This is a genomic window from Streptomyces sp. NPDC059695, from assembly GCF_042733785.1.
Classification (GTDB): Bacteria; Actinomycetota; Actinomycetes; order Streptomycetales; family Streptomycetaceae; genus Streptomyces.
Window position 1 is genome coordinate 24,806 of record NZ_JBHWFF010000002.1, and the last position, 14,137, is coordinate 38,942.

The window sequence follows — 14,137 nt, forward strand, 5'->3', positions numbered from 1 at the left end:
TAGATCGGTAGGTGATGTAATCATCCTGTTACTTTCGTGTCACGGTGAAGAGGTACGGTCCTGTCGGACGAACCTGCGAAAGGGGCCGGGCGATGGTGCGGGCCAGGAGCGAGGAGCGACGCGCGGACATCCTGCGCGCCGCCCTCGAAGTGATCGCCGAGCGCGGCTACCGGGGCGCCACCCTGGGCTCCGTCGCCGAGCGCGTCGGGCTGACCCAGCAGGGACTGCTGCACTACTTCCCGACGAAGGAGGCGCTGCTCGTCGCGGTCCTGGAGGAGCGGGACCGCTGGGACACCAGCGGCGGCCGCGACCGGGAGGGCTGGCGGCTCGACCTCCTGGAGTCCCTCGTCGAGTACAACGCGATGCGGCCGGGGATCGTGCAGACCTTCTCCGCGCTGCTCGGCGAGAGCGTCACCGACGGGCATCCGGCGCGGGAGTTCTTCACCGAGCGGTACGCGCAGGTGCGGGCCAACATGGCGGACGTCCTGCGCCTGGAGTTCGGCGAGCGGCTGCCGGGCGGCCTCACCCCGGAGCGGGCGGCGCCGCTGCTCACGGCCGTGATGGACGGCCTCCAGTACCAGTGGCTGCTGGATCCGTCGGCGGTGGACATGCCGGGCGCCTTCCGGGACTTCCTGCGGCTGCTGCACGGCGGGGACGGTTCCGGGGAGCGCGGCTAGCGGGCGACCGCCGCCAGGTCCTCGGCCAGGAGGGCCGGGTCCGCGGTCAGGAGGGCGTGGACGGCCTCCAGGACGGGGAGCTTCGCCGCGGACGTGGCCAGGGCGACGTCCTTGGCGGCGAGGGCGACCGGGAAGTACGAGCCGGTGGCGGTGGCCCGGCCCACGGCGCCGGAGAGCGGGCCGGCGCCCAGCGTGCGGAGCGCCAGCTCGCGGGGCAGGCCGAGGGCGCCGGCGAGCGCGAGGGACTCGGCGACGAGGGCGACCCCGCCGATCACGGCGTTGATGAGGACCAGCTTGAGGGCGGCGCCCGTGCCGGGCCCGCCGCAGGGCGTGACGGTCCCGAGCCGGTCGAGGACGGCGGCGACGGGCGCGGTGTCGCCGCCCGCGAGGATCATCAGCTCGCCGGCGGCGGCCCGGTCGACGCTGCCCATGACGGGCGCGTCGATCAGGGCGACCCCGGCCGGGAGCCGCGCGGCGAGGGCGGCGACGGTGTCCGGGCCGACCGTCGAGGTGTCGATCCAGTGGGTGCCGGGGCGCAGCGCGGGGACCATCGCGTCGGCGACGGCGAGGGCGGCGTCCGGGTCGGCGAGCATCGTGACCACGACGTCGGCGTCCCGGACGGCCTCGGCGGGGGTCGCGGCGAGGACGGCCCCGTCGGCGACGAGGGTGTCGGCCTTCGCGGCGGTGCGGTTCCAGACGGTGAGCGGGTGTCCGGCGTCGAGGAGGCGGCGGGCCATCGGCAGGCCCATGGATCCGAGGCCGAGGAAGGCGGTCCTCTGCGGGGTGTTCTGCGGGGTGTTCAGCGGAGTCTTCTGCGGGATGTTCTGCGGGGTCTTCTCCATGGCGTCGACGCTAGATCCGGCCCACGCATGCGACAAGCGAATGTCTAGCATGGCTGCCATGCCCGTCTCGCATGGCCTGTACGAGGCCTTCCTCGCCGTCGCCCGCGCCGGCTCCCTCACGGCCGCCGCCCACGCCCTCGGATACACGCAGTCCGCGGTGTCCCGTCAGGTCCAGGCCCTGGAGGAGGAGATGGGCGCGGAGCTGTTCGAGCGGCTGCCGCGCGGGGTGCGGCTGACCGAGGCTGGCCGGGTGCTCCTGCCGCACGCCGAGGCGGTGCGGGACCGGCTGGCCGCCGCACGGACCGAACTGGCCGCCCTGCGCACGCTCGACGGCGGGCTGCTGCGGCTCGGGGCCTTCTCCAGCGCGACCGCCTCCCTCGTACCGCGCGCGCAGGCCGTCTTCCGGGAGCGGCACCCGGGTGTCGTGGTCGCGCGCGTGGAGGGTCCGTCGGCCAAGCACCTCGGGCTCGTCGCGGCCGGGGAGGAGGACCTCGCGGTGGTCGCTCCGGCGGCCGCCGCCGTCCCGCCGCCCGGCGTGACGCTGCACCCCCTGCTCGACGAGCCGATGCTGGTGGCCCTGGAGCAGGGACACCCGTACGCGCGGCGGCGGGCGGTGCGGCTCGCCGAGCTGGCCCGGGAGGAGTGGATCGTCGGCAACGAGCGCCTGGAGGACACCCTGTTCCGTCCGGCGGTCGCCGCCGGGTTCCGGCCGCGCACGGGTCTGCTCGCGCACGACTGGATCGCCAAGCTGGGGGCGGTCGCGGCGGGGCTCGGCGTCACGCTCGTGCCCGCGCTCGCCGCGGCCTCGGTGCGCCGGGACGTCGCGCTCGTGACGATCCACCCGGACGACGTCCCGTACCGCCGGATCTGCGCGGCCACTCCCACGGCCCCGACGGCCGCGGCGACCGCCTTCCTCGGCCTGCTCCGCGACACGGCGGAGGAACTAATACCCTCTAGCGCCACTTGATCCTTACAGGCGGCCGCGAGATGATGGCGGCCATGATCGTCGCAGCCACCCAGTTCTCCCCGGTCGCCGGGGACATCGACGCCAACGTCCGTACGATCGCCGCTCTGGTCCGGGCGGCCGGGGCGGAGGGGGCCCGGGTCGTGGTCTTCTCCGAGCTGTCGCTCACCGGGTACGAGCCGTCCCTGATCCGGGACACGCCCGCGCTGGTCCTCGCCGAGGACGACGCCCGCCTCGACCCGGTGCGGGAGGCCTGCCGGGCCGTGGGCGCGGCGGCCGTGGTCAACGGGCCGGTGCGCACGGAGGGTGCGGGCAGCGGGATCACCACGCTCGTCATCGGCCCGGACGGCTCGCTCCTCGCCCGCTACGACAAGCGGCACCTGTACGGGGTCGAGGCGGAGGTCTTCGCGGCGGGCACGGCCGACGGGCGGTTCGCGCTCGACGGGGTCCGGTTCGCCCTGGCCACCTGCTACGACAACCGCTTCCCGGACCTGGCCGCGCGGGCGGCGGCGGACGGATGCTCGGTGTACCTGGCGAGTTCCGTGCTGGGCGCCGACAACGACTCCTTCGAGACGGTGTATCCGGTGCGGGCCCGCGACTTCGGTCTGTACGTGGTCCTCGGCAACGTCCTGGGGGCCAACGAGGACGGCGTCGGCACCGGCAGGGCCGGGGCCTGGGGCCCGGACGGCGGGCGGATCGCGGACGCGGGCCCCGAGGGCCCCGGGTTCGTGCTCGCCGAGGTGGGCTGAGCGCGCGGAGGCCGGGGGGCCGGGGGGGGAAAGCGGGCCCAGGCCCCGGGAGACCCGCCGCGGGCAGCCGCGGCGCCGCCCCCGCCCCCCCCCCCGGGGGGGGGGGGGGGGGGGTGGCGGGGCCCGGGGGGGGGGGGGGGGGGGGCCCGGGGGGGGGGGGGGGGGGGGGGGGCGGGGGGGGCGCGGGGCCCCCCCCCCCCCCCCGGCCCGGGGAAGGCCGTCACGGAACCCCCGGTCCGCGACGGCCCCCCGCCCCCGTTACGGGGCGCTCAGGCCCAGCGTGTACGCGCCGGAGCCGCTGTACGCGTGGACCACGTACCGGTAGTAGCCCGCGGTGCCGTAGTAGCTGGTGTTCTCGTCGGCGGTCGCCGTGCCGCCGACGGCCACGTCCGCCCACGCCGACCCGTTCCACTTCTGCAGGTACAGGTCGTAGTCGGTGCCGGCCGGGCCGCGCAGGCAGCCCACGTGGGTGCCGGAGGTCGCCGAGTAGTAGTACGAGCCGTTGGGCTGGACCGCGGCCTGACCGGAGGTCAGGGTGCCCTGATACGTGTACTGGGTGTTGTCGCAGCCGGTGGGCGGGGTCGTGGTGCCGACCGACAGCTGGTAGGTGACCGTGTGCGTGGCGGAGCCCGTACCGGTGACGGTGATCGGGTACGTGCCGTTGGCGGTGCCCGCGGCGACCTGGACGGTCATCGTGGACGAGGAGCCGGAGGTCACCGAGGCGGGGCTGAAGGAGACGGTGACCCCGCTCGGGGCACCGCTCGCGGAGAGCTGCACGGTCTGCGCGCTGCCGCCGGTGGTGGAGGTGTTCACCGTGGAGGTCACGGAGGCGCCGGCCTGCACCGAGCCCGAGGACGGGTTCAGGGCGAGCGAGAAGTCCGGCGTGGTGGTGCCGCCGCAGTCGGTCTCACCGGACTGGGCCGGCACGCCGATCGCGTTCCAGGCCGCCTTCACGGCGTTGCACTCGGCGCTGCCGTAGGTGTTCTTGGCGCTCGTCAGGGTCGCCTTGCGGGCGGCGAGGTGGTTCCAGGAGGAGGTCTTCATGAGCAGGGCGCCCATGAAGATCTTGCCGGCCTTCTGGATGCCGACGCCGGTGACGGAGGACGGGCCGCCGGAACATATCGGGCTGTTGGGCTTGCCGCCGCCCGGGTTGGAGCCCTCGGCGAGCAGGTAGAACCAGTGGTTCTGCGGACCGGCCGCCGCGTGCACCTCGGTGCCGGAGGTCAGCTGGGTGTAGCAGTTGGGGTCGTTGTTGATGAGCGACGGGTTGTACATGTTGCGGATCGGCTGGTTGTTGCCGGTGAAGTTCAGCTTCTCGCCGACCGTGTAGTCCGGGGTGTCGTTCGGGTTGTTGGCGTAGTGCTCGGTGAGCGCGCCGAAGATGTCGCCCGTCGACTCGTTCATGCCGCCGTTCTCGTTGGACGAGCCCGAGCTGCCCGGCGTCCGGTCGAAGATCTCGTGACCGTACTCGTGCGCCACGACGTCGATGCCGGTGAGCTGCATGGTGCCGTTCTGGTTGCGGCCGTACGTGGTCTTCGTACCGTCGTAGTACGCGTTGACCTCGCTCAGCCCGGCGCGGGCCGGGACCATGCCGCCCTGGCCGTTCTGGCCGTTGTAGCCGAACCACTCCTTGAGCATGGAGTGTTCCTTCTGCGCCGCGTACATGATGTCGACGCAGGCCGTCACCAGGTCGTTGGCGCCGTTGTTGCCCCACGGCGAGGAGCCCGTGTAGGCGCTGCCGTTCTGGCCGCCGCACTTGAAGGAGCCGCGGCTGGTGTCGGTCATCGAGCTCGCGGCGGTGTCGATGGTGACGTTGCCGTTGTGGTAGCCGCGGCCGTCGGCGTGCAGGATCTTGTCGGTGGCGCGGGTGACGGACCCGGTGCGCGCGTCGACGAAGGTGTCGAGCGAGCTGGGGGCGTCCTCGGCGGTGCGGCCGATGACCAGGGTGTGCCAGGTCAGGACGGCCTTGCCGCCCTTGAGGAGCACGGTGAGCTCCGGTGCGCTCGCGCTCTCGACCGAGGCCAGCTGCCTGCGGGCGGTGGCGAGGGCCGCGGCGGCCGTCACCGTCGCCTTCGTGGAGACCCTGATGGCGGGGGCCGTGGCTCCGGTGACCTCGCGGACCTTGCCGGCGCTGTCGGAGACGACGACCGCGTCGCCGCCGACGACCGGGAGGCCGCGGTAGGTGCGCTCGTACGAGGCGTAGTACAGGCCGTTCGTCCAGGGGGTGACGGACGTCCGGACGAGGTCCTCGCCGGCGCCGTGCCGCAGCTCGTCCAGGCCGCTCGCCGCCGCCTTGTCCGCGGCGGCGAGCGCGAGGGCCTTGCCGTGCCCGGGCGGTACGGGCTGGGCCTGCGGTGCCGCGGCGGCGGGGCCGGCGAGGGCGGTCGCGAGGCTCGCCGAGAGCGCCAGGGCGGCCACGGTCGCCGTGAGTCTGGTGGGGTGCAACGTCTGCTCCGATCAGGGTGTGGATCGTGGTGGGGGAGACGGATCGTCGCGCCGAGTATGGGCGTGGACATGGCTAGTTCGGGACATCTCACGCGGCATAAGACGCGGGTTATGGTGCGCCCGTGCGCCGCTGCGTACGCTGCTGAAATGCAGCTGGAGTTGAGGCATCTTGAGGCCGTCTGCCGGATAGCGGAGGCGGGCAGTCTGGGGCGGGCCGCGGGGCGGCTCGGGGTCTCTCAGCCGGCCCTCTCCGCGCAGCTCCGCCGCATCGAGCGGGTCGCGGGCGGGGAGCTCTTCCTGCGCGGCCGGCACGGCGTGGAGCCCACCCCGCTGGGTGAGTTCGTGCTCTCCAAGGCGCGGCTCGTGCTCGGCGAGATGGACGCGCTGGCCGCCGGGGCACGGGCCGTCGCCCCGCACACCCCGCTGCGCCTCGGCTGCATCCTGCTCGTCCTCGTCGACCGGCTGCTCGGCGAGCTGGAGCGGGTCATGGCGGGGCAGGAGATCGCCGTCACCGTGGAGCACTCGGCGACGACGCTGACCCGGCAGCTCGGCGCCGGGCGGTACGACGCCGTGCTGTACGGGGAGGTCAACGACCACGAGGTGCCGCTGCCGGAGGGGACGACGGCGCGCACCCTCGTCCCCAAGGAGCCGTTCTGCGTGCGTCTCTCGGCGGCGCACCCGCTGGCGGGCCGGGAGCGGATCGCGCTCGCCGAGCTCGCCGACGAGTCCTGGATGACGCTGGTGGAGGACGACGACGGCGGCCCCGAGGCGCTGGTCGCGGCCTGCGAGAAGGCCGGGTTCACGCCCTCGCTGCGGCACCGGGTCGCGGACCGCAAGATGCACTACGACCTGATCGCCGCGGGCCGGGCGATCTCGATGAGCCAGCCGACGGCCCCGGCGGCGGAGGGCACGGTGCTGCGCCCCCTGGAGGGCGACCCGGTGACGGGCCGGATCCGGCTGGCCTGGAACCGGGCGGCGGTCCCCGCCCCGCAGGCGGAGCTGCTGTACGGGGCGGCGGCCCGCGCCTATCTGGCGAACGTCGGCAACAACGCCTTCCACCGGGCCTGGTGGGACGCGCGGCCGGAACTGCACCCGGTCCTGGAGATCTGAGCGGGCCCGGCGGGCTCAACGGGCTCAGTGGCTTCTACGGGCTCGGTGGGCTCAGCGGACCAGGCGGGCTCAACGGGCTCGGCCGGCTCAACGGACCCGGTGGGCTCAGCGGGAGAGGTGGTGCGATCCCCGCTCGTCGCCCGCGGAGGGGACGTCGCCGCCGTTCCGGTCGTCCCCGTCCGTGTCGTCCCCGCCGTCCCCGCCGTCCTCGCCCCGCAGGTCGCGGGCCATCAGGGTGGCACCGGCGACCGCTCCCGGCATGAGGAAGACGGCGACGAAGGGGACCAGGAAGGCGAGCGTCAGCGGGACGCCGAAGCCCAGGACGGCCAGCCGGCGCCCGCGGAGCAGCCGCAGCCGCTCCTTGAGCTCGACGCCCCGGCGCTGGAGCGCGACGGCCGTCAGCTCCTCGGTGAGGAAGAAGCCGGAGACGCAGAAGCCGATGGCGGGGACGACGGTCTGGCCGACGACCGGGATGAACCCGCAGGCGAAGAGCAGGATGCCGTAGAGCACGACCCGCAGCAGGATCCGCAGGCTGTCACGGGCCGAGATCCACAGTTCGCGCCAGAGCGGCAGGCCCGACTCGGGCACCTCGCCGCCCTGGCTGCGGTCGACCTCCTCGGAGAGCGACTCGTAGAAGGGCTGGCCGACGAGCAGGGTGACGGCGGTGAAGGTGATGACCGCGAGGAAGAGCCCGAAGGCGAAGACGAGGGCCGTCAGGGTGCCGCGGAAGAGCGCGAGCCAGGGCGAGGTCCAGTCGTCGGCGAACGGCGTCGCCCACGCGGCCAGGTCGTCGGCACCGTAGCCGAGGCCGACGAGCGCCGCCGCGTACAGGACGAGCGTCACGAGTCCGGGCAGCAGCCCGAAGCCGAACCACCGTCCGTGCCGGCCCACCCACTTCTGGCCCTGCAACAGGTACTTGAAACCCACCCCGAGATCACGCATGGAGGTCACCCTAACCGCCGGTCGGGCGGAAGGACTCCACGGTCGCCCCGAAGCGGCTCCTGGCCTCGTCGAGGCGGCCCACCGGCGCGGACACCCACACGTCGTACAGGGTCTCGCCCTCCTCCCAGGCGATGTCGAAGGTGTGCCGGGCCCCCTCGGCGCGGGTGAACCCGTCCCAGGTGAACTCCCAGCGGGCGGCGGGCAGCCCCCGGCGCGTCGTCTCCTCCACGGTGGCCCCGCGGTACCCCGGATTGCTCCTCGGGCCGTCCTCGTCGGAGGCGCGCATCACCCCGATCGCCCCGCCGGGCGGGACCGGCCGGATCCGCACCCCGACGCGGACGGCTCCGTCGGGCGAGGTGTAGATGACCCGCTCGCCGTCGGTCGTGCGGATCGCCCCGGCGGGGACGAGCAGGCTGAAGCCGCGCTCGTCGGTGACCTCCCGGGACGCTCCGCCCGTCCCGGAGACCGGGGTACGGCCCGGGGCCGGGGTGCTCGGCGGGGCCGACGTCGCCGTGGAGCCGGCGCCGGTCGTGCCGGCCGCTCCGGCCGCCGTCCCCGCCGGCGGTTCGTCCTGCATCGCGAGCAGCACCGCCACCGTCGCCGCCGCCGCGCAGACCGCGACGGCGGCCGTCACGAACGGCAGGGCGCGCGGTCCCCGCCGGCCGCCGCGCGGATTCCCGGCGGCCGTGTCCGGGAGGGTCCCGCCGGGGACGGCCGGCCGAGCGCCGTCGCGCACGGTCGGGACGGGGGCGACCGCCGTCGGGGCCTCGCCGGCCGCGCACGCGGCGAGCATCCGGCGCGCCTCGGCGGCCCCGAGGCGCAGCTCGGGGTCCCGTTCCAGGAGGCCACGGACGACGGGTACGAGCGGTCCCATGGCCGCGGACGGCCGGATCTCCTCGTACACGATGGCGTGCAGGACCGCGCCGATCGAGTCCCGGCGGAACGGCGAGGTGCCCGTGGCCGCCGCGCACAGGACCGCGCCGAGCGACCACAGGTCGGAGGCGGGCCCCGCGTCGCCGCCCCGCATCCGCTCCGGTGCCGTGTACTCGGGGGTGCCGATGAAGGCGCCGGTCCTGCTGAGGGTGGTGGCGCCGGGGAGGCTGGCGATGCCGAAGTCGGTCAGGACCGCCCTGCCGCTGTCCTTCTCCAGGAGGACGTTGGCGGGTTTCACGTCCCGGTGCAGCACGGCGCGGGCGTGGGCGGCGGTCAGCGCGTCGAGCAGGTCGAGTCCGAGCCGCGCGGTCTCCCGGGGGGAGAACACCTGTCCGGCGGCGAGCCGGTCGGCCAGGGAGCCGCCGTCGACGAGCTCCATGACCAGGGCGGGGCGCCCCTCGTGCTCGACGACGTCGTGGACGACGATCACATGGGGGTGGCGGACCTGGGCGACGACCCTGGCCTCCCGCAGCGCGTCGGCGGGGTCGGCGCCGGAGTCGAGTGCGAGGGTCTTGACCGCGACCTGGCGTCCGAGCAGCTCGTCGGTGGCCCGCCGGACGACGCCCATGCCGCCCTGGCCGAGTCGCTCGCCCAGCCGGTACCGGCCGCCGATCAGCTCGGGACCGCCCTGTTCCGACCCGTCGTACGCCACGACCGCGCTCCCCCCCGTCCACCGACACGGACATGATGCCGCACGCCCGTCCGGACACGACGAGGGCCGCACCCCGGTCGGTCGGGGTGCGGCCCTCGTGCGGTGCGCGTCCGGGATCAGACGGCGAGCTCGACCGTGATGTTGCCGCGGGTCGCCTTGGAGTACGGGCAGACCTGGTGGGCCTTCTCGATCAGGCTCTTGGCCGTCTCGGCGTCCACGTTCGGGATGGTCGCCGAGATCTTGACGATGATGCCGAAGCCGTCGTCGTTCTTGCCGATGCCGACCTCGGCGGTGACCGTCGAGCCCGAGATGTCGGCGTTCTCGTTGCGGGCGACGACGCCGAGCGCGCCCTGGAAGCAGGCGCTGTAGCCGGCCGCGAAGAGCTGCTCGGGGTTGGTGCCCGCGCCGGAGCCGCCCATGGCCTTGGGCGGGTTCACGACGACGTCGAGCTGACCGTCGTCGGTGGCGACGCGCCCGTCACGGCCGTTCTCGGCGGTGGCGACGGCGGTGTAGAGAACGTCGGACTGCTGAATGGACATGCTGGGTACTTCCTTCTGCGGTTCGCCGCGACTCGCGCCCACGATCGCGACGGCTGAGGGAAGACTAGCGGGTCGCCGAGACGATCATCTTTCCGGTGTTGTCGCCGCGGAGCAGGCCGAGGAAGGCGTCGACGCCGTTCTCGATGCCCTCGACGAAGGTCTCGCGGTGCTTCAGCTCGCCCGAGGCGAGCCAGCCGCCGACCTCACGGACGAACTGCTCCTGCAGGCCGTAGTGGTCGCCGACGAGGACGCCCTGGAGCCGCAGCCGCTTGCCGATGATCATGGCCATGTTGCGCGGGCCGGGGACCGGCTCGGTGTCGTTGTACTGGGCGATCATGCCGCAGATGGTGGCGCGGCCGTGCACGTTGAGCGAGGAGATCGCGGCTTCGAGGTGGTCCCCGCCGACGTTGTCGAAGTAGACGTCGATGCCGTCCGGGGCGGCCTCGCGGAGCTGGTCGCGGACCGGGCCGTTCTTGTAGTTGAAGGCGGCGTCGAAGCCGAGCTCCTCGACGAGGAACTTCACCTTCTCGTCGGAGCCGGCGGAGCCGATGACCCGGGAGGCGCCCTTGAGGCGGGCCATCTGGCCGACCTGGCTGCCGACGGCGCCGGCCGCGCCGGAGACGAAGACGGCGTCGCCCTCCTTGAAGGAGGCGACCTCGAAGAGGCCGGCGTAGGCGGTGAGGCCGGTCATGCCGAGCACGCCGAGGTACGCGGAGAGGGGCGCGAGCGCGGGGTCGACCTTGGTGGCGTGCCGGGCCGGGACGTCGGCGTACTCACGCCAGCCGAGGCCGTGCAGGACGTGGTCGCCCACGGCGAAGCCCTCGGCGTTCGAGGCGACGACCTCGCCGACCGCGCCGCCGTCCATCGGCTGGTCCAGCTGGAACGGCGGGATGTACGACTTCACGTCGTTCATCCGGCCGCGCATGTACGGGTCGACGGAGAAGTGCAGGTTGCGCACGAGGATGCGGCCCTCGGCGGGCTCGGCGACCGGGGTCTCGCGCAGGGCGAAGTCGGCCGGGACGGGCCAGCCGTGCGGACGGGAGACGAGGTGCCACTCACGGCTGGACGCGGGAAGGACGGACATGAGCAGGACCTCCGGGGAAAGCTTGACATCGAAAAAGATTCACTGACTGAAACAACCATGCGCCTGGATATTTCATGTTGTCAAGTATCTGGGTAGGATGGTGCCCATGGCCACCTCACGCACGGACCCCCTGACCCTCGAAGTCGTCGAGCTGATCGGCACGGTCGTGGCGCGCTACTACGAGGAGTACGAGCAGGCGGCCGCGCAGCACGCGCTGACCGGCGCCCAGGCCCGCGTCCTCGGCCTGCTCTCGCTCGATCCGCTGCCGATGCGCCGCATCGCCCAGAAGCTCAAGTGCGAGCCGTCCAACATCACCGGGATCGTCGACCGCCTGGAGGCCCGCGGCCTGGTCGAGCGGCGGCCCGACCCGGACGACCGGCGGGTCAAGCTGGCCGTCCCCACGGACGAGGGCCGGGACACCGCCCGCCGGCTGCGCGAGTCCCTGGACTTCGCGCGCGAGCCGCTGGGCGAGCTCAGCGAGGCCGAGCGGACCCTGCTGCGGGACCTGCTGAAGCGGATGCTGGGCGCGGACGTGGCGTAACGCCTACACGCACCACCAGAGGAAACGGGTGCACGTCGGCGTGGGGTCGGGTGCCGGGGTCCGGCTCGGTGTCGGGCCGGTCGTCGACGGCACGGGGCCGCCCGGGGCCGTCGAGCCGGTCGGCGTCGGGCCGCTCGGCGTCGCCGTCCCGGAGGGCGGGGCGGACGGGGCGGCCGGGCCGGTGGTCGTCGGCGCGGCGGTCGGCCCGCCGTCACCCCCCTGACCGGTGCCGTCACCCGTACCGGAGCCCGTGCCCGCGCCGGGACGCGCACCGGAGCCGGAGCCCGTGCCCGGTCCCTGGCCGGAGCCCGAGCCGCCCGCCGCGCCGGATCCCGGGACCCGGCCCTGGCCGGAGCCCGTGCTCACCTGACGGGGGCGCGTGGGGACGGCGCTCGGCGCGCCCGTCACCGGGGACGGGCTCGAACCCTCCGGCGCCTCGGAGGTCTCCACGGGCGCGGGCGAGAGCGGGGTCTCGGTGGCCTCCAGCTCCTCCACGGCGATGGCGGCGCCGTTCTGCGGCGGATCCTCCAGGGCGAGCCGCGCCAGGGACAGCGTCCCGGCCGCGAGGACCAGGCCGACCGTCCCCACCAGGACCGTGCGGCCCCCGCGCGAGCGCGCCCTCCTGCCCCGCCGCGGAGCGGACCGGCCCCGGGCGGCGCGCCGGCCGCCGGGAGCGGGGCGCGGCGGTTCGAGCACGTCCAGCTCGTAGACGTGCTCGGGCGCGGGCCGGCCCGGCCCGTCCTGGGCCTCGGGCCGGTCCTCGTGGAACACGGGCCGGTCGGGCTCGCCGTACGCCGCGGGCCGGTCGGGCTCGCCGTACATGGGCCCGGCCGGTTCGCCGTAGCCGCGGTCCGGGGTGGGGACCGGTATGTGGGGGGTCTCGTACCGCAGTTCCTCGACGGGAGTCCCGCACCCGGCACAGGCGAGGGCCCCGTTGAGATGCCGCCGGCACGCGTGGCAGTAGTCCATGGGGCCCGCAGGCTATGCGGCCCGGTGCGGCGTCAGGTAGGCACAGAAGTGAGGATCCTGTGTGGAAACCGCAGGTCGTCGGCGGTGCGTCGTGATTCTCCCGCTTCGGGAAGGATCGCCTCCGCACGCTCCCTCACCCGGAGTGCGGCCTCCGGCACCGCCCGCACCGGCGCCCCGGGCGGCGCAGCCCAGCGCGCGCCGAGCCCCGGACGGCCGGACGATGCGAACAGGACCGCGCATCGCCGCGACCCGCCTCGCCCGTGCCAGCACCGCACTCCGGAGGATCCGCCGTGACCGTCAGCCTTGAGCAGCTGCGTCGTTGCCATGTCGCCGTCGACCTGGGTGCCGCCCGCACCCGGGTCTTCGTCAAGGGCGCCGGACTCGTCGTCGACGAGCCGAGCGTCGCCGCCGTCAACACCCGCACCGGGGCGCTGATCGCCGTCGGCGCCCTCGCCGAGAAGATGACCGGCCGCACCCCCGACTACATCCGGGTCGTCCGCCCGGTCTCGGGCGGCACGGTCGTCGACATCGAGATGGCGCAGCGGATGCTCCGTCACCTCCTCGGCGAGAAGCTGCGCCGTCAGCTGCGCCGCAAGCCCCGGCTGCGCGCGGCCGCCTGCACCCCGCACGACAGCGATCCGCTGGCGCAGCGCGCCGCCGTGGAGACCCTCGTCGGTCTCGGGGCGCGCCGGGTCGAGCTCGTCGACACCCTGATCGCGGCGGCCGTGGGCTGCGGACTTCCCGTCGAGCAGCCGACCGCGACCATGATCCTGGTGTGCGGGGCGGCGACCACGCAGGTCGCGGTGCTGTCGCTCGGCGCGATCGTCACGGCGGAGCGGATGCCCGTCGGCGGCGACGCCATCGACCACGCCGTCATCCAGCACCTGCGCCACCACCACGAGCTGATGCTGCCGAGCCAGTCGGTGCGTCCGCTGCAACTGGCCCTCAGCGGGAACGGCCTGACGACGCACGGGCCCGCCTGGACGGAGATCCACGGGCGGGACGTCGCCACGGGCCTGGCCCGGTCGGTGACCGTCGACACCGCCGCCGTGCGGGAGGCGATCCACACCCCGCTGACGGCGGTCCTCGACGGCATCGGGAAGGTGCTGCGGGAGTGCCCGCCGGACCTCGTGGCCGACCTCGCGGACCGCGGGATCATGATGGTGGGCGGCAGCGCCCTGCTGCCCGGCCTCGACCAGATGCTGCGCGAGGCGACCGGGATGCCGGTGCACATCGCCGAACGGCCGGACGTGTGCGCGGTCATGGGTCTCGGCGCGATGCTGGAGGGCAAGGTCCAGCCGATGGTGCTCGACCCGCTGGCGGAGCGGGACCCGTTCGCCGACGACGACGAGGACTGAACCCGCCGAAACCGGATGATTCGTACGACAATGAGACCATGACGATCATGGACGAGGACGCCGGGGCCGCCGGCACCGACGACGGCGGCCACGACGGCCCGGGAACCCCCCGCCTGCCCATGCTGCTCGAAGCGGTCCTCGGCGTCGGCTCGGACCTCGAACTCCGCACCACCCTCCAGCACATCGTGGAGTCCGCCACCGAGCTGACCGGAGCCCGGTACGGGGCGGGGGGGGGGGGGGGGCGCCCGCGGCCCCCCCCCCACCCCCGCCCGTAAACAGACCGCAAAAGACAAACATGAGGGCGGCGGGGGGGGGGGGGGGCCGCGCCCGCC

General features: G+C 74.3%; 13 protein-coding genes and 1 pseudogene. 7 read left to right on the forward strand and 7 right to left on the reverse strand.

What is annotated here, in order from left to right; translation table 11 throughout:
* Positions 1-92 precede the first annotated feature (92 nt).
* On the forward strand, positions 93-677 hold the full coding sequence (locus ACFV2S_RS02735) for a TetR/AcrR family transcriptional regulator (protein WP_383801043.1): 585 nt from the start codon (positions 93-95) through the stop codon (positions 675-677).
* Here ACFV2S_RS02735 and ACFV2S_RS02740 read toward each other — a convergent pair.
* A complete protein-coding gene (locus tag ACFV2S_RS02740; RefSeq protein WP_385553625.1) occupies positions 674-1,519 on the reverse strand; it encodes an NAD(P)-dependent oxidoreductase in 846 nt (281 codons plus the stop codon). The two genes, ACFV2S_RS02735 and ACFV2S_RS02740, sit on opposite strands and share 4 nt — an antisense overlap.
* A gap of 58 nt (positions 1,520-1,577) precedes the next feature.
* Between ACFV2S_RS02740 and ACFV2S_RS02745 the strand changes: the two genes are divergently transcribed.
* Together ACFV2S_RS02745 and ACFV2S_RS02750 are read left to right on the forward strand one after the other, a co-directional pair.
* Positions 1,578-2,486 carry a LysR family transcriptional regulator gene (locus tag ACFV2S_RS02745; protein WP_385553627.1) on the forward strand — a complete coding sequence of 303 codons (909 nt, stop codon included), beginning with the start codon at positions 1,578-1,580 and terminating at the stop codon, positions 2,484-2,486.
* Positions 2,487-2,518: 32 nt separating this feature from the next.
* Positions 2,519-3,232: a carbon-nitrogen hydrolase family protein gene (locus ACFV2S_RS02750; protein ID WP_385553629.1), complete on the forward strand. Its 714-nt coding sequence runs from the start codon at positions 2,519-2,521 to the stop codon at positions 3,230-3,232.
* A 258-nt stretch (positions 3,233-3,490) separates the two neighbouring features.
* Here ACFV2S_RS02750 and ACFV2S_RS02755 read toward each other — a convergent pair whose 3' ends face one another.
* Positions 3,491-5,677, reverse strand: coding sequence for a M4 family metallopeptidase (locus ACFV2S_RS02755; RefSeq protein WP_385553631.1), 2,187 nt, complete (start codon positions 5,675-5,677; stop codon positions 3,491-3,493).
* Between the two features lie 147 nt (positions 5,678-5,824).
* Between ACFV2S_RS02755 and ACFV2S_RS02760 the strand changes: the two genes are divergently transcribed.
* Positions 5,825-6,787 carry a LysR family transcriptional regulator gene (locus ACFV2S_RS02760; protein WP_385553633.1) on the forward strand — a complete coding sequence of 321 codons (963 nt, stop codon included), beginning with the start codon at positions 5,825-5,827 and terminating at the stop codon, positions 6,785-6,787.
* Between the two features lie 105 nt (positions 6,788-6,892).
* Here ACFV2S_RS02760 and ACFV2S_RS02765 read toward each other — a convergent pair whose 3' ends face one another.
* From ACFV2S_RS02765 to ACFV2S_RS02780, 4 genes are all read right to left on the reverse strand, one after another.
* A complete protein-coding gene (locus tag ACFV2S_RS02765) occupies positions 6,893-7,729 on the reverse strand; it encodes an EI24 domain-containing protein (protein ID WP_383797607.1) in 837 nt (278 codons plus the stop codon).
* A gap of 10 nt (positions 7,730-7,739) precedes the next feature.
* Positions 7,740-9,314, reverse strand: coding sequence for a serine/threonine-protein kinase (locus tag ACFV2S_RS02770; RefSeq protein WP_385553636.1), 1,575 nt, complete (start codon positions 9,312-9,314; stop codon positions 7,740-7,742).
* 116 nt (positions 9,315-9,430) lie between these two features.
* Positions 9,431-9,853 (reverse strand): organic hydroperoxide resistance protein, encoded by a 423-nt coding sequence (locus tag ACFV2S_RS02775; RefSeq protein WP_329855312.1) that lies wholly within the window; start codon positions 9,851-9,853, stop codon positions 9,431-9,433.
* 64 nt (positions 9,854-9,917) lie between these two features.
* Positions 9,918-10,937 carry an NADP-dependent oxidoreductase gene (locus ACFV2S_RS02780; RefSeq protein WP_385553639.1) on the reverse strand — a complete coding sequence of 340 codons (1,020 nt, stop codon included), beginning with the start codon at positions 10,935-10,937 and terminating at the stop codon, positions 9,918-9,920.
* Positions 10,938-11,043: 106 nt separating this feature from the next.
* Here ACFV2S_RS02780 and ACFV2S_RS02785 point away from each other — a divergent pair, with 106 nt between their 5' ends.
* Positions 11,044-11,478: a MarR family winged helix-turn-helix transcriptional regulator gene (locus ACFV2S_RS02785; RefSeq protein ID WP_385553640.1), complete on the forward strand. Its 435-nt coding sequence runs from the start codon at positions 11,044-11,046 to the stop codon at positions 11,476-11,478.
* A 3-nt stretch (positions 11,479-11,481) separates the two neighbouring features.
* Here the strand turns inward: ACFV2S_RS02785 and ACFV2S_RS02790 are convergent, their stop codons facing one another.
* The gene (locus tag ACFV2S_RS02790) at positions 11,482-12,447 is read right to left on the reverse strand and encodes a hypothetical protein (protein WP_385553641.1); all 966 of its coding nucleotides are present in this window, start codon (positions 12,445-12,447) and stop codon (positions 11,482-11,484) included.
* A gap of 290 nt (positions 12,448-12,737) precedes the next feature.
* Between ACFV2S_RS02790 and ACFV2S_RS02795 the strand changes: the two genes are divergently transcribed.
* Both ACFV2S_RS02795 and ACFV2S_RS02800 read left to right on the forward strand, forming a co-directional pair.
* Entirely contained in the window at positions 12,738-13,805 is a 1,068-nt protein-coding gene (locus ACFV2S_RS02795; RefSeq protein WP_385553643.1) for a rod shape-determining protein, read from the forward strand.
* A 38-nt stretch (positions 13,806-13,843) separates the two neighbouring features.
* Positions 13,844-14,033: pseudogene (locus tag ACFV2S_RS02800) on the forward strand (histidine kinase); the annotation flags it as partial.
* Positions 14,034-14,137 lie beyond the last annotated feature (104 nt).